General features: G+C 68.4%; 16 protein-coding genes and 1 tRNA gene. 5 read left to right on the top strand and 12 right to left on the bottom strand.

Going from position 1 to position 21,565, the window contains the following annotated elements; genetic code table 11:
• Positions 1–81: 81 nt before the first annotated feature.
• Positions 82–3,612 (bottom strand): laminin G domain-containing protein, encoded by a 3,531-nt coding sequence (locus ABT115_RS26535; RefSeq protein WP_351794669.1) that lies wholly within the window; start codon positions 3,610–3,612, stop codon positions 82–84.
• A gap of 1,012 nt (positions 3,613–4,624) precedes the next feature.
• On the opposite strand from ABT115_RS26535, the gene ABT115_RS26530 reads away from it, so the two are divergent.
• Both ABT115_RS26530 and ABT115_RS26525 read left to right on the top strand, forming a co-directional pair.
• Positions 4,625–4,698, top strand: a tRNA-Ala gene (locus ABT115_RS26530).
• Between the two features lie 383 nt (positions 4,699–5,081).
• The gene (locus tag ABT115_RS26525) at positions 5,082–5,651 is read left to right on the top strand and encodes a DinB family protein (protein WP_351794666.1); all 570 of its coding nucleotides are present in this window, start codon (positions 5,082–5,084) and stop codon (positions 5,649–5,651) included.
• Between the two features lie 33 nt (positions 5,652–5,684).
• On the opposite strand, the gene ABT115_RS26520 is transcribed toward ABT115_RS26525, so the two are convergent.
• Entirely contained in the window at positions 5,685–5,930 is a 246-nt protein-coding gene (locus ABT115_RS26520; protein ID WP_351794663.1) for a hypothetical protein, read from the bottom strand.
• Positions 5,931–6,283: 353 nt separating this feature from the next.
• On the opposite strand from ABT115_RS26520, the gene ABT115_RS26515 reads away from it, so the two are divergent.
• The 3 genes from ABT115_RS26515 (at position 6,284) to ABT115_RS26505 (ending at position 7,946) form a co-directional block, all read left to right on the top strand.
• Complete coding sequence (locus tag ABT115_RS26515) at positions 6,284–6,679, top strand: helix-turn-helix domain-containing protein (protein ID WP_351794661.1); 396 nt, start codon at positions 6,284–6,286, stop codon at positions 6,677–6,679.
• A 104-nt stretch (positions 6,680–6,783) separates the two neighbouring features.
• Positions 6,784–7,194 (top strand): VOC family protein, encoded by a 411-nt coding sequence (locus ABT115_RS26510; protein WP_351794658.1) that lies wholly within the window; start codon positions 6,784–6,786, stop codon positions 7,192–7,194.
• 332 nt (positions 7,195–7,526) lie between these two features.
• Positions 7,527–7,946: a hypothetical protein gene (locus tag ABT115_RS26505; protein WP_351794655.1), complete on the top strand. Its 420-nt coding sequence runs from the start codon at positions 7,527–7,529 to the stop codon at positions 7,944–7,946.
• Positions 7,947–8,256: 310 nt separating this feature from the next.
• Here the strand turns inward: ABT115_RS26505 and ABT115_RS26500 are convergent, their stop codons facing one another.
• The 10 genes from ABT115_RS26500 to ureA form a co-directional block, all read right to left on the bottom strand.
• On the bottom strand, positions 8,257–8,781 hold the full coding sequence (locus ABT115_RS26500; RefSeq protein WP_351794652.1) for a hypothetical protein: 525 nt from the start codon (positions 8,779–8,781) through the stop codon (positions 8,257–8,259).
• Between the two features lie 422 nt (positions 8,782–9,203).
• Complete coding sequence (locus ABT115_RS26495) at positions 9,204–9,446, bottom strand: metallothionein (RefSeq protein ID WP_351794717.1); 243 nt, start codon at positions 9,444–9,446, stop codon at positions 9,204–9,206.
• 218 nt (positions 9,447–9,664) lie between these two features.
• Positions 9,665–12,367 carry a SpoIIE family protein phosphatase gene (locus ABT115_RS26490; RefSeq protein WP_351794649.1) on the bottom strand — a complete coding sequence of 901 codons (2,703 nt, stop codon included), beginning with the start codon at positions 12,365–12,367 and terminating at the stop codon, positions 9,665–9,667.
• A gap of 164 nt (positions 12,368–12,531) precedes the next feature.
• Positions 12,532–13,896 carry a hypothetical protein gene (locus tag ABT115_RS26485; protein ID WP_351794646.1) on the bottom strand — a complete coding sequence of 455 codons (1,365 nt, stop codon included), beginning with the start codon at positions 13,894–13,896 and terminating at the stop codon, positions 12,532–12,534.
• A 76-nt stretch (positions 13,897–13,972) separates the two neighbouring features.
• The gene (gene cimA, locus ABT115_RS26480) at positions 13,973–15,577 is read right to left on the bottom strand and encodes a citramalate synthase (protein WP_351794643.1); all 1,605 of its coding nucleotides are present in this window, start codon (positions 15,575–15,577) and stop codon (positions 13,973–13,975) included.
• 279 nt (positions 15,578–15,856) lie between these two features.
• Positions 15,857–17,191, bottom strand: a complete 1,335-nt coding sequence (locus tag ABT115_RS26475) for an MFS transporter (protein ID WP_351794640.1) — start codon at positions 17,189–17,191, stop codon at positions 15,857–15,859.
• Between the two features lie 130 nt (positions 17,192–17,321).
• Positions 17,322–17,945, bottom strand: coding sequence for a TetR/AcrR family transcriptional regulator (locus ABT115_RS26470; protein ID WP_351794637.1), 624 nt, complete (start codon positions 17,943–17,945; stop codon positions 17,322–17,324).
• Between the two features lie 3 nt (positions 17,946–17,948).
• Entirely contained in the window at positions 17,949–18,962 is a 1,014-nt protein-coding gene (locus ABT115_RS26465) for an agmatine deiminase family protein (RefSeq protein ID WP_351794634.1), read from the bottom strand.
• A gap of 18 nt (positions 18,963–18,980) precedes the next feature.
• Complete coding sequence (locus tag ABT115_RS26460; RefSeq protein WP_351794631.1) at positions 18,981–20,669, bottom strand: urease subunit alpha; 1,689 nt, start codon at positions 20,667–20,669, stop codon at positions 18,981–18,983.
• Positions 20,666–21,346, bottom strand: a complete 681-nt coding sequence (gene ureA / locus ABT115_RS26455) for an urease subunit gamma (protein ID WP_351794628.1) — start codon at positions 21,344–21,346, stop codon at positions 20,666–20,668. Before ureA ends, ABT115_RS26460 begins: the two co-directional genes overlap by 4 nt.
• Positions 21,347–21,565: the final 219 nt, after the last annotated feature.

The following is a 21,565-nucleotide window of genomic DNA, read 5'->3' as shown; positions in this document are numbered from 1 at the left end:
GCAGAGCAGGGCTGAGAGCTCGCGGGGGCCGCCATGAAGGCCGACCCCCTGCAATTGCGGTCAGGGGAGGGGCAGTGAGAGTCAGATACCGACGATGTCGCTCACCTGACGTCCGTCGCTCAGCGCTCCCGACCAGATCCGGATGTCTCCGATCCGTCCAGGCAGGTAGTTACCCCACGCCCCGAGATATCCCTTGCCGACGGAGAGCTCGCCCGTGCCGACCTCCGCGGTATAGGCCATGGCGTCGTCGCTCTGACGATCCGAGGTGAGATAGAGCTGGATAGTCCTGTCCTGGGCGTTGTAGACACCCGTGAGGCGGACCTCGGAATCGAGGACGGCGTCGTCCTTGCTGACGACCGATGCCCCTGTGCCGTCGGCGGTCAGGCGACCGAAATGCCACCGGCCCACCGGCACGGTCCTGTTCACCGGATTGCCGTTCTCGTCGAGGACCGGATCGCCGTTCTCATCGAACTCGGGTTCCTGCCGGGTACCCGTCTTCTCGAACCACAGGCTCCAGGAAGACCCGGTCGCCGTACGCTGGCCAAGGATCTGGGCCTTGTAGCCGTCAGGCTTCGTCACGACCTGGGCGGCATCAACGACTGCCTGTGTCGTCACCGTGAACGACCCAGAGTCGTCAACCACCGGGCCCGGTGTGGTCCCGGCCCCCGAAGTGCCGTCCAGCACCAGTTCATCGTCGACCAGTGAAGCGCCGGAGGAGAGAGACAGGGTGCCGTCATAACCCGGTGCGCTGTTGGCCAGCGACGTGCCAGTCGCCTGAGCGGGATTCCACGAGACGACGAGTTCTGCAGCAGGCTTTCTGTACGCGTCGAGCAGCATGCTTTCCTGCTTGACCTGCACCTCGGTCAGAGCTTCCTGCCACATGGCGACTTCATCGATCGTGCCGGGGAAGTAGTCCGCGTACGTGCCCGACCATTGAACGCGGCCGATCTGCAGCGGTCCGGTCGCCGCCCATGCCGTCGTGAACGGTGTGGTGCCCTGAAGGTCACCGTTGACGTAGAGGCTGATCGTGTTGTCGGCGGAGTTGAACACGCCCGCCAGGTGGGTCCATACCTTGGGAACGGCCTGGTTCTTGGAGGTGACCCGCTGGTAAGTCCATGTTCCGGCTGCGGGCGCGTCGGCGTTGACCTCGCGGAAGGACCACTTCTTGGTGCTCTGCTCGTAGCCCAGCAGGAACGGACTGCGGTTGACACCGTCCTGCCCCACCACGGTGGCGTCGCGTGTGTCTGCGTTCAGGCGGACCCACGCAGACACTGTGTACGAGGCGCGGGTGTCGATGACGGGGCCGGCGGTCGCGGCGTAGCTGGTGGTGCCGTTGAGGCTGAGTCCGCTGTCCGTTTCCTTCACCGCCGGGGCGGTCTCCGTGGCCGGGGTGATCGTGATCTCGCCGCGGCGTCCCTGGTCGGTTCGGGTCGCGCCGCCGGTCAGGGTGGCGTTGTCCTGGAGTGTGGGGTCGGTGGTGGAGGAGTCGATCGCCTCGTTCCCTGTGTCGTGGAAGTTCCATCGTCCGACTGGTCCATCGCCCTCCTTGACCACGAAGTCAACAGAGTTGGCGGCTCCTGGACCGTAGGTGTCCTTCGCTTCCACCTGCAGGGTCATCGTGCCCGAGGTCGGGGGCACCGGTGCGATCGTCACGGTCGCTCCGGACACGTAGGGCGACCATGCTGTGTCGGTGGACAGCTTGTACCGGTAAGCGGTATTGACGTCCCCCGCGGCCGGGCCAAGAGTGAAGGACCCCGCCTGCCCGGGCTTGCCTCCCGGGACACATTCGTTCGCTGTGCACGGGGTGTACGGGGCAATTTTGTTGAACGTGATGGTCGGGGGCTTTGGGGCCTTGCTGTCGACCTTGAAGTAGCACCAACCGGTTGTGGAGGCGTTCGACGGGCCGGGCAGGTATTCGGACCCGTAGTACGACCGGGTCCAGGCCCGGTAGCGGTAGAGCGTGTTCTCTTCCAGCGCGGTGGAGGGCGACGCGGTGACCTTGACGTTGTCGCCGACCGGGCTGGACGGGACGAGCATGTCACCTATTGCCTTGGTCCAGGTCGTGCCGGTCTTCTTGTCCAGAGCCATGACGATCCGCAGTTTGGCCTCTGATTCTCCGCCTGATTCCGTCTGGGCTGTGGCGGTCAGTGCCGGGGTGGGGTCGGTGGCGATCGACGGGGCGGACTCGTTGGTCGTGCACGTCTGGCTGGACCCCGTGACCAGGCCGATGGCGCTGGGCTTCGCGGGCTTGCCGACGTACTCCACGCTCAAAACCGCGTCATCGTCGAACCGCTTCCAGGAGATGGTGTCCGACTCGTTTTTCGCCATCAACATCAACGTCAGACGCGAGATCTTCCCGTCGGCAAAGCTCCGGACCGTCGGCGTCAAGTTCTCGTCCGGTTCCGGCGCGTAGTCGTGGAACTCGATCGGAGCACGCGGCTGGGAAGGGTCACAGTTGCTGCCCCGGCCGGCGGAAACGTTCCGGTCGCCCATCTGGTCCAGCTTCGTGGGGCCAGGCCACTTCGACGCCGAGGAGATGTTGTTCGTGCGCTCCAGATCGACCCACCGCGCGTCGCAGGAGAACGACCACGTCTCCGTGACACGGAACCGCGCGTCCAGAATGTGCTTCCCCTTCAGCTTGCCCGGGTCGAATTCGAAGTACATTCGGTTCACATAGCCGTTGCCGCAGTAGTAGGAGATGCCGCCGATCACTGCGGATCCGCACTTGCCGACGCTCATACCGTTGTCGCCGCCGGAGAAGTTCCAGAACACATCACCGTCCGACGACAGCACGGTGCGCTCCGACTCGTTGAGCTCAATCGACGGGTCGATGTACAGCGGGAAGTCCGCCTCGTCGGTAGCTGCCAGAAGCTCAGGGTCCGGCTTCACCGTCACTGTTTTGTCGGTAACAGCCAGGCCGAGGACCGAGGACGCGTCGCCCGCGCCCGGGCCGGCCAACGGGTCCCCCTCCTCCGCAGGGCCCGCAGGTACAAACTCGCCCGCATCGGCCTGAGCCTGTCCGGCAAGGTACAGCGAGCGCTGCGCAACCGCAGGGGCGGTGTTGTCACCCGCGGAGTTCCACATGCGTGCCGCAGGCGACCGAAACACCGGACGGCCGTTGCCGTCCAGTGCGTCCACCCCGCCCCCTGCGCCGGCCTGGACCGTCAAGTTCTGCGCACCGAGCTGGTATTCGATACGGTCCAGCGCCGGGTTCGCCGCAGCCTCGGGGGTCTTCACCTCCAGGACCTGACGGAATCCCTCGACCGTCGCGGTGAGGACCAGGTCCACATCGGGCAGCACGTTTTCGTAAACCGCACGTGCGCCATCAAGCCGTGGAGCCGGCAAGGTGCCAGGCCAACCCAGTGACACCGACTGCGTGCCCTCAGCGATGGTGACCAAGTTCGCTCCGGCACCGCCCGGCGAGAACGACAGATCAACAGCCGCAGCCTTCGGACCGACCGAACCGTCGGATTTTTTCACCAACGTCGCATCAGGATCCACCCACCCGCCACCCTGGACGGCGACCCGCACCGGCACGATCGACTTCTCCAGCGTGAACGTCGTCCCGTCAGGATTCGCGAACACCGTCTCCCGCTCGGTGCGCTCCTCCACAACCTCTACACGCTCACCCGACGCTGCCGCAGCAGCCGAAGCCCTCGACTCCGGTGAAACCGACTCCCCCGAGAGTCTGCCGAAGGACGCGGATGCCGCCGCAGCCTGCGAGGTCAGAGCGGGAAGCGAGCCCGCCACCGTGACAGCGACAGCCAGCGCACACACACCGTGACGCGCTCGACGCCAAAATCTACCGTTCACAGACCCCGCCCCGTCACCCACATAGCCTTCACAAAAGTCAGCCAAATATCGGGTCAAGATCAGGACCGGTCAAGAGTGATCCGGGCCACACCACGGGCAAGTTGCCGCAGCGAAGAGGCTGAGACCACAAGCGGGAACCCGGCCACCCGGGCGCGAGGAACAGACCGCAAGGTCTAAAAAAACCATGGCGACTCTCACCCCAAGAGGCAGTCCAACTCCCCCGGCACGCCCGCATTACCGCTGTCGGCGCCTCCGCTCCACACCGCACCATGTTTCACAATGCGAATCTCGTTCGCCCTGTGTCGAGGATTGCCCGAAGGCGCACGCGAGCACTGTCCAGAGCGACAACCGCCAGGACGTGAACGGGCAACCGATAGCAGCCGCTCGACGGATCCGAGTCATGGCCAACAACTCTGCGTAGCCGTCAGGAAATTAGCGACTGCGGTTGCCCGGGCCCAGGGCTCGGTCGGGCGTCCGACGCCCAGAACCTGTCATGCGTGACAATCGTGATGCATCGACAGAGGCACGGCATTACATATAAGTGGTTGCGTATGCGCAGGAGGCTGCGCGCCTCGGTCGACCGAGGCGCCGCGAACGACCCGCAACCCGCGCCGCTTCACGGTGAGCGTGGGGCCTGAGGCAAGTCGGCGCGGGCTGCTTCGACCGGGGCACACCGCTCGTCCGCGCCGACACCGCCCCGGACCGCACCCTCGCGATCGACTTACGGTGACGCGGCCCCGCCGAGATATCCGTCGTCACGAATATTCGTGAGCGACAGAGCGCAGGTGGCTCGTATACTCGCGAGCGGGATGGGGCTCGTAGCGCAGTGGTCGTCGCGCCTTCACCGCATGTGGGAGGACGCCGGTTCGAATCCGGTCGGCCCTATCCCACCTCTTACCCGGCAACAACCGGTTGTTTCCGAATGCCACACCGGGAGCCAGGCAGCGCCCTCGAATGGCCACTCAGCGCCGGCCGCATCGCGCTGCTCGCTCTGCTCGGCTATGTCCGTGAAAACGCGTTCTACGGACGTCTGCGACGCGGGCCGCCTTCTGTCAGGCCAACAGAACCCGTTTGGAAGGCGTGGGCCCCCACCCCTCCTGGCCGGTGCACCAAGCCTGCAGCCGGTCGAGGCAGTCCCTGATCGTCATGTGCAGACACCCCTGGCGCCGGTATCCGCCGTCACCTCGTGTGCGCAGCGCGTGGGCTTCGTCGTTGCCGTGGCGCCTGCGGACACAAAACGGTGGCGGGTCGGGTCGTTGGGGACGACCATGTGGCATATGAGTGATCAACCCGCACGATGGAGCCAGGCGACCGTCTACCCCGATATGTGGGCAGACCCGGACAACGATCCCCGCAACAACAACGGAACCAGTCCGGACGGCGAGCTTGCGACGCTGGAAGACTTCCTGACGGGGTACCGCTTGACCCTGCGGATGAAGTGCGAGGGCCTGGACGCGGAGCAGTTGGCCCGGCGGTCGGTTCCGCCGTCGACGATGTCGCTGCTCGGTCTGCTCCGTCACCTCGCCGAGGCGGAACGGGACTGGCGCAATTGGATCAGCGACGGCGATCCGCTCCCGAAGCTGTACGGCGTGCGTGACGCGGACTTCGACGGAGCCGTCGCCGATCAGGCCCTGGTCGACGCCGCGTACGCCGATCTGGAGCGCGAGCAGGCCGCGACCGACGCCGCGCTGGCCGAACACCCGGATATGGGCGAGCGCCTGGGGAAGGACCGCACCGCGGTCCGGGAGCTGATGGTGCACCGGGTCGAGGAGTACGCCCGTCACTGCGGGCACGCCGACCTGTTGCGCGAGTGCGTCGACGGAAGGGTGGGTCAGTGACAAGGGCGAGGGTGAAGGCCTGAGCCCCCCTCCTCAGCGCTCCCGCGTGTACGTCACGATCCACGCGGCGGTGAGAACGACTCCGAGCACCCCCACGCCGAAGATGCCGAGGGCCGTCCAGATCCCCTTTCCGTCCACCGCGGAGCGCACCCCGCCGGCGAGCCCGCCGACAGCCATGCAGATACCGAGGACGAACGTCCGCGAAGTCCGAGGTCGTAGCCAGTGCCCCATGTTCGGGCTGCGGCGACCGGGCGGCGGCGGGCCTGCGGAGTGCTTCACCGGTACCTCACCTTTGCTGGTTCTGCTGGTGCTACCACATGGGTATCACCGGGTTCCTTCTTCGACGGGGCGTAAGAAGTCGATTCCCGTCGCGGCGACCGGTGCACCGAATATCTTCCCACCGAACTTACCGATCGTGTTGGCCGATCCCGCGGCATGCCGCGTCCAGCAGCTCGGGTCATAACCTGGGAGTCGGACATGCCCATCGTCACAAGTTCGTGACCGCGACCGCCGCCAGGACAGCGGGAAGGGAGAGGCGAACAACCCGCCATCACCACAGTCCAGTTCATGGGCCGGAGCCATCCGCCACCGTGTCCGTCACGGGCCGCGGAGAACCGTGATGTGATGACACCGTGAGCCGCGCCGCAGAAGAGACCAATCGCCGCATGCTCCGGGCACGGGATGCGATGGACCGCGCCTACGCCCAGCCGCTGGACGTCCCGGCCCTGGCACGGATCGCCCATGTGTCCCCGGCGCACTTCACGCGCACCTTCCGGGCCACGTTCGGCGAGACGCCGCACCGCTACCTGCAGCGCCGCCGTGTCGAGCGTGCGATGTTCTTGCTGCGGGAGACCGACCGCAGCGTGACGGACATCTGCTTCCAAGTGGGCTTCGGCAGCCCGGGAACCTTCAGCCGCACCTTCCGCGACATCGTCGGCCGGTCACCGAGGACGTACCGCAAGGAATCGGCGGCGGTCGCGGGCGTGCCGACGTGCTTCACGATGGCGTGGACGCGTCCGAGCGCCTGACCGTCGCATGGACGTCCGTACTGCCTGCCCACGCGCCCGTACCGTCCGTCGACTGAGCAGTTTTGGATAAGTTTTCGTCCGGCTTGCCCCGTAGCGTGATGCACATGTTCAACGCCATCACGCACTCACAGATCTACGTTCTCGACCAGGACGAGGCCCTCGACTTCTACGTCGGCAAGCTCGGCCTGGAAGTCAACGCCGATGTCGACATGGGCTTCATGCGCTGGCTGACCGTCAGTGTCCCCGGTCACCCGGAGCGCCAGATCCTGCTGGAGAAGCCGGGGCCTCCCGCGATGTCCGAGGAGACGGCGCAGCAGGTCCGCGAGCTGGTGACCAAGGGGGCGACCGGCGGCTCGCTCATCTTCGCCACGGACGACTGCCGCAAGACGTACGAGACGCTGCTGGGCCGGGGCGTCGAGTTCACCGAGGAACCCACCGACCGCCCGTACGGAACCGACTGCGGCCTGCGCGACCCCTTCGGCAACAGCATCCGCTTCACCCAGCCGAGGGCCTGAGAACTGCGCACGGGTGCCCCCGTTCCGGCGGAGCGGGGGCACCCGTTACGTGCGTGCGGATGCAGCGCGCGGTCAGCAGCCGCCGCAGTGCCGCCGTCTCCGGTTGCGCGGCGGATGAGGAGTTCGCCGTCGTACCGGCCCGCCGCCACCTCGCCGCCGAGCTGTTCCAGCCGCTGTCGCCCGGCGCCGCTCGGGCTGTTACACGACAGCGACAAAGTCCCGATGAACTTCTTTCTCCGCTGCGCCGTCGTTCCTAGTGACTACGCCAATCGGTACGTAGGTGCCCTTTGGCGCGAAAGGCTGTTCTCACCATAGAAAGGGGCAGTTCTGTGATGATCTCGAAGCGGCGCTCCCTGCGCCTGGCCGTCGTCGGTGTCTTCGGCGCGGCCTCCCTCGCCCTTACGGGCACCGCGATGGCAGCAACCCCGGCCGCACACAACGCAACCCCGGTCGTCGTCGCACAGAAGGCCGTGCCCGCCAAGGCCGGCATCACGGCCAAGCCGTCGGTGTCCTTGGTCCATGCCTGGCAGCTGTTCCGGGTCACGGGCCAGACGACCGGTCTCAAGGCGAGCAGCGAGGTGACCCTTCAGCAGAAGCAGCACGGCAAGTGGGTCAGCCTGCCCGCGTCCACGAGCATCTCGCGGGACGGCTCCTACTCGCTCGGCGTCAAGCTCGGGCTGAAGGGCAAGAACGACCTGCGCATCGTCAGCGGCACCACGGCCTCGCCGGTCTTCAACGTAACGGTCCGCTGAGGCGCGCTGCCACCGCGGTAGAGGTGGGCTGTCGGCACCAGGGGGTCCAGAGCACGCGGGGAACGTGACGAGGCCCTTCCCCCGGTGGAGGGAAGGGCCTCGTGAGCGAGCGCTGGGCAGGCCTTGCACCTGCATTTCCCCGCAGGAAGCGGGGCGTCTTTCCTTGGACCACCAACGCAGCGTCATTCGCCGTGAGTTGCGGCGAACTTCCAAGATCAACTATAGCGCATGCGGCCGTCGGCGTTGACGGCGGCGGGTGCCCCCGTTCCGGCGGAACGGGGGCACCCGTGCGTGCGGATCCAGCGCGCGGTCAGCAACCGCCGCAGTTGTAGTACGTCACGTCCCAGTGGTTGCCCTCGTCCGCGTAGATGTTGCCGGAACCCGACTTGTACTGGGGAGCGCCGTCACCGCGCAGCCCTATGTAGGTGAAGACGCCGTGCACGTAGTTCGTGAGGCAGGTGGACTTGCCGAAGTCGAGCTTGTAGCCGTTCCAGTGCGAGTACGTACCACTGGCGTGCCCGGTCTCGGTGCCGCCGGTGATGTTCAGCGCGCAGCCCGTGGCGCTCTTGAGGGTCTGGGCGCCCTGGGCGGTGGCCAGATTGAGCTGGTCGAACGAGGTGCATGTGGCGACGTTGCGGTTGGAGCAGTTACCGGAGGACGACCAAGTGATTCCGGAGGAGCTGAACCGGGCGGTGGCCTGGGCGTGGGTGAGCTTCGTGACGGCGTGGGCCTGGGTGGCGCCGCTGCCGAGGACGCCGACGCCGGGGGCGAAGAGGACGCCGAGGACGAGGGCGAGGACGGTGAGGACGGGGCGCAGTGTCATACGGGACACCATGGGGACTCCTCCTGCTCATGACAAATAGAGGCACGGAAATACTGCCCGAGTTCTACGCGCGTCGCCAGTAATCGTGAAGTGCGATTTCTGCAGGGCGGAGACGGGGCACGATGTAGGCCCGACGCCGGGGCCGCGACCTTGTCGGACCGCTCCAAGGCCTTGCGGAGCAAGGTCTGCTGGAACTCCAGCAGCATCCGCCGCGCATTGGCCGGGGCTGACTGACGGCCGCATGCGCTATAGTTGATCTTGGAAGTCCGCCGCAACTCGGTGTGACTGAAGCTGCGTTGGTAGTCCAAGGAAAGACGCCCCGCTTCCTGCGGGGAAATGCAGGTGCAAGGCCTGCCCAGCGCTCCATCACGAAGCCCTTCCCCCGGCCGGGGGAAGGGCTTCGTCACGTCAACTGCGGCGAACCAGCCGCCTTCTCAGGCGTGATCGATGAGCTGGGACCGGGACAAACCTGTTTCACGCGCGCAGTGCGCGCAGCAGAAGTACTGTCCGTCGGCCTGCAGGCCGTGGCCGAGGATGCGGCACTGGCAGTTGACACAGGTTGGGGCCATTTTCTGGGCGGCGCACTCGATGCTGTCGAAAACGTGGACCGCCCCTCCCGCGGCCCGCACCTCGAACGCCAGCTCGTAGTCGTTGTGACAGACCTCGCACACGGCCATGGTGATCATTCCTTGCTGCTGAAGTGATGAGCTGGGGCGCCTGCATGTTCGCCCACGAAGGCGCGGCGCCCTGGACATTAGCGAAAGGCGCACCGATCCTCCGGCAGCGCGTGGACTGCGACCCGACTGTTCTGCCGGAATCACTCACATAGAGTCTTCGCGCCCATGCCCGGGTCCCGATCCCGCCATCGACCGGGGACTCGAAAGGGCGGTCTCGGTCAGCTGTCCGCCCCGCCCTCTTCCTCCGATTCGCCGACCGTCTGCTCCGACCAGATCACCTTGCCCGTCTCCGTGTAACGCGTGCCCCAGCGTTCGGCGAACTGGGCGACGAGGAACAGGCCCCGGCCGCCCTCGTCCGTCGTCGCCGCGTAGCGGAGATGCGGTGAGGTGTTGCTGGTGTCGGACACCTCGCAGATCAGGTTGCGGTCGTACAGCAGGCGTACCTCGATCGGTCCGGTGGCGTAGCGCACCGCGTTGGTGACCAGCTCGCTCAGGATCAGTTCGGTGGTGAACGCCTCCTCGTCCAGGCCGCGGTCGGTGAGCCACTGGGCGACTTTCTTGCGGACTCCGGCGACGGCCGCCGGGTCGGTGGCCACGCCCCATCGCGCGACCTGCTCGGGGTCAAGGGTGTGGGTGCGGGCCACGAGGAGGACGACGTCGTCGGTCGGCTGCCCGCTCACCATCGCGTCGAGCACGTCGTCGCAGGTCTCTTCCGGTGTCCGGTCACGGCCGGCGAGGGTGGCGCGCAGCAGTTCCTGGCCGACGTCGAAGTCCCGGTCGCGGTGCTCGACCAGACCGTCCGTGTAGAGGACCAGACGGCTCCCTTCGGGTACGTGGAACTCGGCCGCCTCGAAGGGCATGCCGCCGATACCGAGGGGCAGGCCGATCGGAACCTCGGGGACTTCCACGGTGCCGTCCGGGAGGACCAGTACGGGCCCGGGATGGCCGGCCCGAGCCACCGAGCAGTTCCCGGAGACCCCGTCGTAGATCGCGTACAGGCAGGCGGCTCCGGTGATTTCGGCGCCACCGCCGGCCGCTTCGTCCCGGTCGATCCGGTCGACCAGTTCGTCGAGATGTCCGAGTAGTTCGTCGGGCGCGAAGTCCAGCGCGGAGAAGTTGTGGATGCTGGTGCGCAGCCGCCCCATGGTGGCCGCGGCGTGCAGTCCGTGTCCGACCACGTCACCGACGACCAGCGCGACCCGGGCGCCGGACAGCGGGATCACGTCGAACCAGTCGCCGCCGACCTCGGCCCGCGCGGGCAGATAGCGATGGGCGACATCGAGGGCGTTCTGCTGGGGCAGGTCGCGGGGCAGCAGGCTGCGCTGCAGCGTCACGGCCAGCTCGTGCTCACGCGTGTACCGGCGGGCGTTGTCCACGCTGACGGCTGCCCGGGACACCATCTCCTCGGCGAAGGACTGGTCGTCCTCGTCGAACGGTTCGGGATTCCCCGCGCGCCAGAAGTTGACCAGGCCCAGGATGACGCCTCGCGCGTGCAGCGGTACGGACAGCACCGAGTGGCATCCGTAGGCGATGATCGTCCCGGCGCGCTCGGGATCCCAGTACCGCCATCCCAGCTGCGTGATCACATCGGGCCCCAGCCCGGTCTCGCCGATGTTCACGCGCATGGCCCGGGTCCTGGAGGGAACGAATCCGACCACGCGGCCGACCGGGTACAGGGGCGGGTGCGGATCCACGGTGGCGGTCGCGGTACGGCGCATGTCCAGCAGGTTCCTGTCCAGCAGGTTCCTGTCCGGCGTGGTCGGTTCCTGCCCGGAGAGCGCGGTATCGGCGAGGTCGACGGTCGTGACGTCGGCGAATCCGGGGGTCGCCACATCCGCCAGTTCCTGGGCCGTCCGGGTCACGTCGAGGGTGGTGCCGATCCGGGCACCGGCCTCGTAGAGGAGCAGCAGGCGTTCGTGGACCAGTTCGGCTCTGCCCGTGACCTTGCGGAGTTCGGTGGTGTCGCGCAGGGTCGCCACGGTGCCGGGAGGCCCGCCGCGCGCGTCCGTCGGCCGGAGGTTGACGGCCAGCAGACGATTGCCGACGCGCAGCACCTCGTCCGTGACGGTCCGGCCGGAGGCGAGCAGTTCCGCGGTCTCGGCGTCCAGCCCGAGGTCCGCCACTGCGCGGCCCTCGGCGTCCGGGGGAAGGTCGAGCAGTCTGCGGGCTTCGTCGTTGGCCAGCGTCAGCCGGTGGTCGGCCCCGATGATGAGGACGGCCTCGCGGACCGCGTGCAGCACCGCGTCGTGGTGCTCGTACATCCGGGTCATCTCTTCGGGTCCGAGCCCGTGTGTCTGGCGGCGGAGCCGTCTGCTCACGAGCGCCGCGCCGCCCGCGGTGACCGCGGCGGCGGCGGCCGCGGCGAAGATGCTGACCGGGATGGACCGGTCGGCCACCTTGTTGACCGACCGGTCGGTGAGGCCGACGGACACCAGCCCGGCAATCGAACCGTCGGGCCGGGCGACAGGCACCACTGAGTTGATCGAGGGCCCCAGGCTGGTGGAGAAGGTCCGGGTGAAGCTCTTGCCTTTCAGTGCGTCCTCGTACGGACCGACGATGTGCTTGCCGATCAGCGCGGGGTCGGGGTGGGTGTAGCGGATGCCCTGGGGGCTGGCGACGACGACGGAATCGACATCTGCCTGCCGGCGGATCTGCTCCGCGCGTGGCTGCAGGATCGCGGTGGGGTTCTTGCTGTCCAGCGCCGTCACGATCCCGGGCGAGTGGGCGAATGTCACGGCCACGCTCATGGTGCGCTGCCGGGCCTCGTGCAGGCTGTCGCGGCGCCCCAGCAGCACCAGTGCGGTCGTGGCGCCCGCGATGAGCAGGAGGACGAGCCCCAGCACGAGGCAGAAGACCTGGCCGGCCACGGTGCGCAGACTGAACAGGGAGAACAGTTCGCGGCCCAGGGGTCGGCGGGTCATGTCCCGGCCGGGCGGCGCGGGGGTGGCTTGGCCCGAGCGCCCCCCATCGTGCCGATGTGGTCGCCCGGCAGAGCGTCGCAGCATCGCCCGGAATCGACCGATACCAGACATAGCTTCATATCTAGCATGAATCGCCCCCGTCCGAGAGGTCGCCGGTCGGCGGCTCAGAAGCCGCCGTCAAAGCCTCCACCGCCACCGAAGCCACCGCCGAATCCTCCGCCGTCGAAGCCCGACGAGTCGAAGTCGGAGCCGGAGAAGTCGCCGCCGCTCCAGTCGCCGCCGGAGCCGAAGTCGCCGCCGCCATACTCCTGCGCATATGCCGGGCTCGCCAGTGACGAGCCGAGGATCGTGCCGACCAGCAGGCCGGGGAGCAGACCGCCGCCGAAGTAGCCGCCCGCCCAGGGGCCGTACGCCGGGCCCGCCTCCCAGTACGGGCGGCGCCGGCCGTCGCCCGCGTCGACCGTGCGGCTCAGCGGCTCCTCGCCCTCGCGCAGCCGGATCTCGTCCGCCGCGCAGACCGGGACCTCGCGGGCCGTGCCGCCGGAGGGGGACCACCGGAAGTCGGCGACCGAGGGGCCGTGGCGCGGGTCGAAGAAGCACGGCGGGCGGCGGACGGGCACTTCACCGCCCGTGCGGCGGGCTTCCAGGACGGCCAGGGAGAAGCGGCCGTCCTCCAGGGCCTGGGTGACCCCGCGCACGTCGGACGGGTGCTGGGCATGGGACATGCGGGATTTCGCCCTCTCGTAGGAGTCGAGTGCCCGCTCGTAGTCGGCGCGCATGTTGTCGTTGACGCCCGGCTCGGCGGGGTGGAAGTCGAGCCGGTTGAGGGTTTCGCCGTACGCGGTGATGTCCTCGTCCACGACGACCCGGAGCTTGTCGAGTGCGGCCCGTTCCTCGGCCTCCTTGCGCTTCCGGTTGCGTCGGAGGACTGTGTAGGCCGCGCCGGCACCCACCACCAGGATCGCGCCGACCGTGATCAGCCCGACGACGGACGACGATCCGCCGGGAGCGGAGGACCCGCCCCAGGAGGCGGGGGCGCTGCCCCGGGCCTGTTCGACCGCCCGGTCGACGAAGGCGTTCAGCTGGGTCGCGGCGTCGGCGTCCGTGCCGGGTGCCTTCACGGCGGCGGTGAGGTTCTGGACCGCCTGGGTGGACATCACCTGTGGGTCGGCGCCCGCGTTGAACCCGTTGCCGAGGCGGACCGCGTAGACGCCGGTGATGCCGGTGTCGGTACGCAGGGTGGTCAGCAGGGTCTGCTCGGGGAACGCCGGGGTGCGTGGAAGTACCGCCACGAACACGGGCTTGTCGGCGTCCTTGATCTTCTTCGTCAGGGCGGCCGTCTGTCCCGGCGTGAGCTGGTCGGCGGCTGCCGGGTCGACGTACACAGGGGCTTTGCGCAACGCCTGCGCGACATCATTGATGGTGGATGCACCGATCGCTGCGGGCGCAGCGGGCGCGATGGCGAGCACGGCCGCCGAGAAAATCAGCAGCAGGCCGGCCAACAAGGTCGGGAACAGCCTGTTCCGCATATTTCGAAACTAACCCAGGTGGGTAGCTTCTGCGCCACCACCCACCTGGGCCGGCTCCGGTCGAGGACAAGTCGCGCTACTCCGTCGGCTCGATCCCGGCCCGGAGCAACCCGTAGGTGTAAGCGTCCTCCAGCGCCTGCCAGGACGCCGCGATGACGTTCTCCGCGACGCCGACCGTCGCCCATTCGCCGCTGCCGTCGCCCGTGGTGATGAGGACTCGGGTGGTGGACTCGGTGCCGGTGCGGCCTTCGAGGATGCGGACCTTGTAGTCGACCAGTTCCAGCTTGGCGAGCTGCGGGTAGATCCGCTCCAGCGCGACGCGCAGCGCCCGGTCGAGTGCGTTGACCGGGCCGTTGCCCTCGGCGGTGGCGACGATGCGCTCGCCCTTGGCCCAGAGCTTCACCGTCGCCTCGTTGGCGTGTGTGCCGTCGGGCCGGTCCTCGACGATGGCGCGCCAGGACTCGGTGCGGAAGTAGCGGCGTACCCGGCCCTCGGCCTCGGCGCGCAGCAGCAGTTCGAAGGAGGCGTCGGCGGCCTCGTACGTGTAGCCCTTGAGCTCGCGCGCCTTGACGCGCTCGACTACCCGACCGACGAGTTCGCGGTCGCCGCCGAGGTCGATGCCGAGCTCCTTGCCCTTGAGCTCGATGGAGGCGCGGCCCGCCATGTCGGAGACGAGCATCCGCATGGTGTTGCCGACCAGCGCCGGGTCGATGTGCTGGTACAGGTCGGGGTCGACCTTGATCGCGGAGGCGTGCAGTCCGGCCTTGTGGGCGAAGGCGGAAACACCCACATAGGGCTGGTGGGTGGAGGGCGTCAGGTTGACGACCTCGGCGATCGCATGCGAAACACGAGTCATGTCGGCGAGTGCGCCCTCGGGGAGAACGGTCTTGCCGTACTTGAGTTCCAGGGCGGCGACGACGGGGAAGAGGTTGGCGTTGCCGACCCGCTCGCCATAGCCGTTCGCGGTGCACTGGACGTGGGTGGCACCCGCGTCCACGGCGGCGAGGGTGTTGGCGACGGCGCAGCCGGTGTCGTCCTGGGCGTGGATGCCGAGCCGGGCGCCGGTGTCGGCGAGAACGGTGGAGACGACGGCCTGGACCTGGGCCGGGAGCATCCCGCCGTTGGTGTCGCAGAGAATGACGACGTCCGCGCCGGCCTCGGATGCGGCGCGTACGACGGCCTTGGCGTACTCGGGGTTGGTGCGGTAGCCGTCGAAGAAGTGCTCGCAGTCCACGAAGACCCGGCGGCCCTGCTCACGGAGGAAGGAGACGGTGTCGCGGACCATCTCCAGGTTCTCTTCGAGGGTGGTGCGCAGGGCGAGTTCCACATGGCGGTCGTGGGACTTGGCGACCAGCGTGATCACGGGGGCACCGGACTCCAGCAGCGCCTTGACCTGGGGGTCCTCGGCGGCCTTGCCACCGGCCCTGCGGGTCGCGCCGAAGGCGACCAGTTCGGCGTTCTTGAACTCGATCTCCTGCTGGGCGCGGGCGAAGAACTCGGTGTCGCGGGGATTGGCACCGGGCCAGCCGCCCTCGATGAAGCCCACGCCGAAGCTGTCCAGGTGCCGCGCAATGGTCAGCTTGTCCGCGACCGTCAGGTTGATGCCTTCACGCTGGGCCCCGTCGCGCAGTGTGGTGTCGAAGACATGGAAGCTGTCATCAGGCTTGGCCTTGGTGGTCATGCTGGTCTGAACTCCTGTCGGATGAGTGGATCCGGACGATTGGGCTCCACTTGCCCCCATCATCCCGCGCGCCTCGCCCCGGCCGAGGTGAGGGCCGGAAAACGAAAAAACCCCTCGCGGGTGCGAGAGGTCTGCGCGCGGGCCTGGGGCACGGTGGCCGTGCCGCACGTGGTGGTACGGGACGGTCACTGCGGACCGGCGCGCCTGTTGCCAATAATCATGACGAACGAGGGCACGGAGGCAGTTTCGCACAGGGCTGCCTCCGTGACGTGGCCCGTCTCAGGATGCGGGCGTGACGCTCGTCGCCCCGGACGACTCCGCCTGGCCGGCCTGCCGGTCGGCCGCACCAACCCTGCCCAGGTCGATGTCGCGGGTCTCGCGCATGGTCAGGTAGACGACCAGGGAGACTGCGGCGCAGCCCGCCACGTACCAGTAGAAGCCGGACTCGACGCCCGCCTTCTTGAACCAGAGCGCCACGTATTCGGCGGTGCCGCCGAAGAGCGCGTTGGCGATGGCGTACGGGAGGGCGACGCCCAGGGCGCGGATGCCGGTCGGGAAGAGCTCGGCCTTCACACAGGCGTTGATCGAGGTGTACCCGGTGACGACGACCAGGGCGAGGAGCGCCAGGCCGAACGCGGGCCAGAAAGTGCCCGCGTGCTTGAGCATCGTCATGATCGGCACGGTCAGGAAGGTGGAGCCGAGGGCGAAGGTGATCAGCAGTGGGCGGCGGCCGATCCGGTCGGAGAGCAGTCCGGCCAGCGGCTGGATGCACATGAAGACGAACAGGGCGCAGAAGCTGACGAGCGAGGCGGTGGACTTCTCCATGCCGGCGCTCTTGGAGAGGAACTTGGTGAGATAGGTCGTGTACGTGTAGTACGCGACGGTCCCGCCCATGGTCAGCGCCATCACCAGGAACGCCTCGCGCTTGTGTTGCCACAGCGCCTTCAGCGTGCCGCGGTCCTCCTGCTCGGCGGCGCCGGACTCCGCGTACACCTCGGTCTCCAGCATCGAGCGGCGCAGATAGAAGACGACTGCGGCACCGAGTGCACCGACGATGAACGGGATGCGCCAGCCCCAGCTGTGCAGGGCCGCATCGGACATGTTGCGCTGCAGGATGATCTGGAGGCCGAGGCCGATGAGCTGTCCCGCGGTCATGGACACGTACTGGAAGCTGGAGGCGAAGCCGCGCCGGTGGGGCGCGGACGCCTCGGTCAGATAGGTGGCGCTGGCCGCGTACTCGCCCCCGACGCTGAGCCCCTGGAGCAGCCGGGCCACCAGCAGGACGGCGACACCGCCGTACCCCGCCACGTCGTACGTCGGCGCGGCGGCGATGAGGATCGCGGAGGCCGACATCAGCGTGACGGTGAGGGTGAGCGCGGCCTTGCGTCCTCTGCGGTCGCCGATCCGGCCGAGCAGCCAGCCACCGACCGGCCTCATGAAGAAGCCGACGGCGAAGATACCCATGGTGTTCATGAGGTTGGCGGTCTCATTGCCTTCGGGGAAGAACGAATCCGCGAAGTAGACCGCGAAGGTCGCGTACACGAACCAGTCGAACCACTCGACCATGTTGCCGGCGGAGCCGACCCAGATTTTCTTCCACTGCTCTCGTCCCATGGTCCGTCACCGTGCCCGAACAACCGGGAACACGACAAGGCCGCAACGGGCAACAATCACGCGTACTTGGACCGGCCGGCACATGGGGGACGCCGCCCCCGTGTGCCGGTCGGTCTTGTGCGCGTTCAGTTCACGACAGCCCGGGCCGCTCCGGGGCGGTGAGCGAGTCATCGATGAACTCCCGGACCTGGGCTACGACTTGGGCGCGGCTGGTGCCGGGGATACCGACGGCGACATGGACGCTGAACCCGTCGAGCAGGGCGCGCAGCCGGGTCGCGAACCGTTCGGCGTCGACGGTACGGAACTCCCCGCGCGAGGCGCCCTCCGCGAGCAGCGCCACCAGGTCGCGGTGCCAGGCTCCCTCGATCGCGGCCTGCCGGGCGCGTGCGTCGTCGTCGGCGTTCTGCGAACGGTTCCAGACCTCCAGCCAGAGCGTCCAGTGCGGATCGCGGTGGCCGTCGGGGAGGTACAGATCGATGTACGCGTCGAGCCGTTCGCGGACCGTCGCCCGCCCGGACAGCAGGGTGCGCCGCTCCGCGCCGAGCCGGCCCTCGCTCCACTCCAGGGTCTGGAGCAGCAGCTCGTCCTTGGTGCGGAAGTAGTAGAGGAGGTGGCCGCTGCTCATGCCGACCTCACGGCCCAGCCCGGCCATGGTGAGGCCGTCGAGGCCCCGTTCGGCGATGGTGGCCATGGCGGCGGCCAGCAGTTCCCCGCGTGGCGGGGCGGTGTTGCGACGGCGTGGAGCAGGGGGCACGGTTCAGACCTTCGGCTGCTGCTGCGTGATGCAGTGGATGCCTCCACCGCCGGCAAAGATCGTACGGGCGTCGACGAGTGTCACCGTACGGTCGGGGAACAGCTCACCGAAGATCGCTGCCGCTTCCTTGTCGCGCGGGTCGTCGAAGGCGCAGAGGACCACGCCGTCGTTGCAGAGGTAATGGTTGATGTAGGAGTAGTCGACCCACTCCCCGTCGGCCTTCAGCACGGTGGGCGCGGGGACCTCCACGACGTTCAGGGGGCGGCCCCTGGCGTCGGTGGCGGCGCGCAGGATGCGGACGGTCTCACGGGTGATCTCGTGATCAGGGTGGGCCGGGTCCGGCTGGACGTGGGCGACGACGGTGCCGGGGCGGGCGAAGGCGGCGACGATGTCGACATGACCGAGGGTGCCGTAGGTGCCGTAGTCACCGGCCAGTCCGCGAGGCAGCCAGATGGCCTTCTCGGTGCCGAGCCTGGCGTGGATCTCGGCCTCGACCTGCTCGCGGGTCCGGTCGGGGTTGCGTTCCTTGCCGAGCTGGACGGTCTCGGTGAGCAGGACGGTCCCCTCGCCGTCGACATGGATGGCGCCGCCCTCGTTGACGAGCGTGGAGCTGTGGACGGGTACGGCAGCGAGCTCTGCGACGGAGCGGGCGATGTGCTGGTCGTGCTCCCAGCGGGCCCAGTCCTGGGCTCCCCAGCCGTTGAACGTCCAGTCGACGGCGGCCAGTTGATGCCCGTCGCTGACGAAGGTGGGACCGATGTCGCGCATCCAGGCGTCGTCGAGCGGGCGGACGGCCAGCTCGATGTCCGGGCCGAGGAGTGCGCGGGCGCTGTCCTCCTGGCCGGGGCCGACGACCATCGTGACGGGTTCGAAGCGACGGACGGCGCGGGCGACGGTGGCCCAGGCATTGCGGGCCTCGGCCAGCTCGGCGCCGGTGTCGAAGGTGGGGTTGGGGCCCGGCCACGCCATCCAGGTGCGTTCGTGCGGGGCCCACTCGGGCGGCATACGGAAGGTCATGAAGTGTCCTGATGAGCGTCAGAGGAAGTAGAGGCGGTTGAGGGAGACGGAGTCGGCGGGCTCGCAGCGCAGCGGTTCGCCGTCCAGGGTGACCAGACCGCTGCGGGCGTCCACCGCGACTTCTCCGGTACGGGAGTTGTGGAGGAGGTCGCCGGGGCCGATGCCGCGGGTGCCGCGCACTCCGACACGGCGCCGGCGCGTGGGCATCAGGTCCGCGCCGAGCTGGGTCGCGGCCTGCGAGACAAAGGCCACCGAGAGATCGGCCGCGGTGGCTCCGTACGCTCCGAACTGCGGTCCGAGGACCAGGGGTTCGCAGGTGTCGGTGGCGGCGTTCGGGTCGCCCGTGACCCCGTACGCCGGGAAGCCGGACTTCAGCACGAGCTGCGGCTTGGCACCGAAGAACTCGGGCCGCCACAGCACGATGTCGGCGAGTTTCCCGGTCTCGATGGAGCCGATCTCGTGCGCCAGGCCATGGGCGATGGCGGGGTTGATGGTGAGCTTGGCGATGTAGCGCAGCACCCGGGCGTTGTCGTCCGCCGGGCCGTCGCCGTCCATCGGGCCGAACTCGGCCTTCATCTTCCCGGCCATCGCGAAGGTGCGGCGTACCGTCTCACCGGCACGCCCCATGCCCTGTGCGTCGGAGGACGTGATGCCGATGGCGCCCAGGTCGTGCAGGACGTCCTCGGCGCCCATCGTTCCGGCACGGATGCGGTCGCGGGCCATGGCGGCGTCGCCCGGCAGGTCCGTCTTGAGGTCGTGTACGGAGACGATCATCCCGTAGTGCTCGGCGACTGCGTCCCGGCCGAAGGGCAGCGTCGGGTTGGTGGACGAGCCGATGACGTTCTCGACGCCCGCCATCTTGAGGACGTTGGGGACGTGTCCGCCGCCGCAGCCCTCGATGTGGAAAGCGTGGATCGTGCGGCCTTCGAGGACACGCAGGGTGTCCTCGACCGACAGGCACTCGTTCAGCCCGTCGCTGTGCAGGGCGACCTGGACGTCGTACTCCTCGGCGACCCGCAGCGCGGTGTCCAGGGCGCGCGTGTGGGCGCCCATGTCCTCGTGGACCTTGAAGCCGCAGGCCCCGCCCTCGGCAAGGGCCTCGACCAACGGAGCCTGGTGGGAGGACGAACCGCGCCCCAGGAAGCCGATGTTGACCGGCCAGGCGTCGAACGCGTTGAAGGCGTGGCGCAGGGCCCAGGGCGAGTTGACGCCGACGCCCCAGACCGGCCCGAACTCCTGGCCGATGATCGTGGTGACGCCGGAGGCGAGCGATGCCTCCATGATCCGCGGCGAGAGCAGATGGACGTGGGTGTCCACAGCGCCCGCCGTCGCGATCAATCCCTCGCCGGAGACGATGGTGGTCCCGGTGCCGACGACGACGTCGACGCCGTCGAGGGTGTCCGGGTTTCCGGCCCGCCCGATCGCCTCGATCCGGCCCTCGCGGATACCGATCGACACCTTGCGGATGCCCTGCACGGCATCGATGACCAGCACATTGCTGATGACGACATCGCAGGTGTCCCGGACGGCGGCGGCCTTGAGGTGCAGCCCGTCGCGGGCGGTCTTGCCGAATCCGGCGAGGAACTCCTCGCCGTACCGCTGTGCGTCGGACTCGACACGGACGGTCAGCCCGGAGTCACCGAGCCTGACCCGGTCCCCGGCGCGCGGGCCGTGCACGGAGGCGTACTCGTGACGATCGATGCTCATCGTTCTGCTCCCAGGTATCCACAGGCCGCCGCGCGCCGCAGGGCCTCTTCGCGTGCGCCGGGTGCGTCGAGCGGTCCGTCGACCAGTCCGGCGAACCCGATGGCGATCCGGTCTCCGCCGATCGGCACCAGCCCCACGTCCACCGACTCCCCCGGCCCGAAGCGGACGGAGGAGCCGGCGGGGACGCAGAGCCGCATCCCGTACGCCGCCGCCCGGTCGAAGTCGAGCCGCGGGTTGGCCTCGAAGAAGTGGAAGTGCGACGTCACGGAGACCGGCACGGTCGCGGTGTTATGAACCATCAGGCGCGCCGCCGGTTCCGGCTCGGGTGTGGCGGGACCGGGAACGACGGCCCCGGGCGCGTCATCGCCGAGCCCGCTGCCCAGCGGCCGGGAGACCACGGCGAGCCGCGAGCCGTCGTCGAAAACGGCCTCCACATGGACCTCGGTGACGACATCGGCGACCCCCGGCAGGACGTCGTCGGGGCCGAGCACGGACCGTCCCGCCTCGATGGCCTCCGCGAGCCTGCGCCCGTCGCGAGCCGCCTCGCAGACCGTGTCCGCGATCAGGGCGGTCGCCTCGGGCACATTCAGCTTCAGCCCTCGGGCGCGGCGGGCCCGGGCCAGTTCGGCGGCGCCGAAGAGCAGCAGCCGGTCACGTTCCGTCGGGGTCAGTCGCACGCCCGCACACCTCCTGTTTAGAGCAGCACTCTAACTATGGATCAACGGGAATTGAAAATTGTTCTTAGTCACTCTTGAGTGGCGCTCCAATCCTGCGACCACCCGCGAACACGACGAAGGCCGCGCCCGGCAGGAACCAACTTCCACCCAGAGCGAGGCACTGTGATGCGCGGCATCCAGCCGCTTCTGTATCTGAGGGCTGACCCCGGGAAGTTCGGT

This window comes from Streptomyces sp. NPDC001832, from assembly GCF_040297265.1.
In the GTDB taxonomy this organism is placed as follows: Bacteria; Actinomycetota; Actinomycetes; order Streptomycetales; family Streptomycetaceae; genus Streptomyces.
This window is presented reverse-complemented; position numbering and strand designations above follow the sequence as displayed.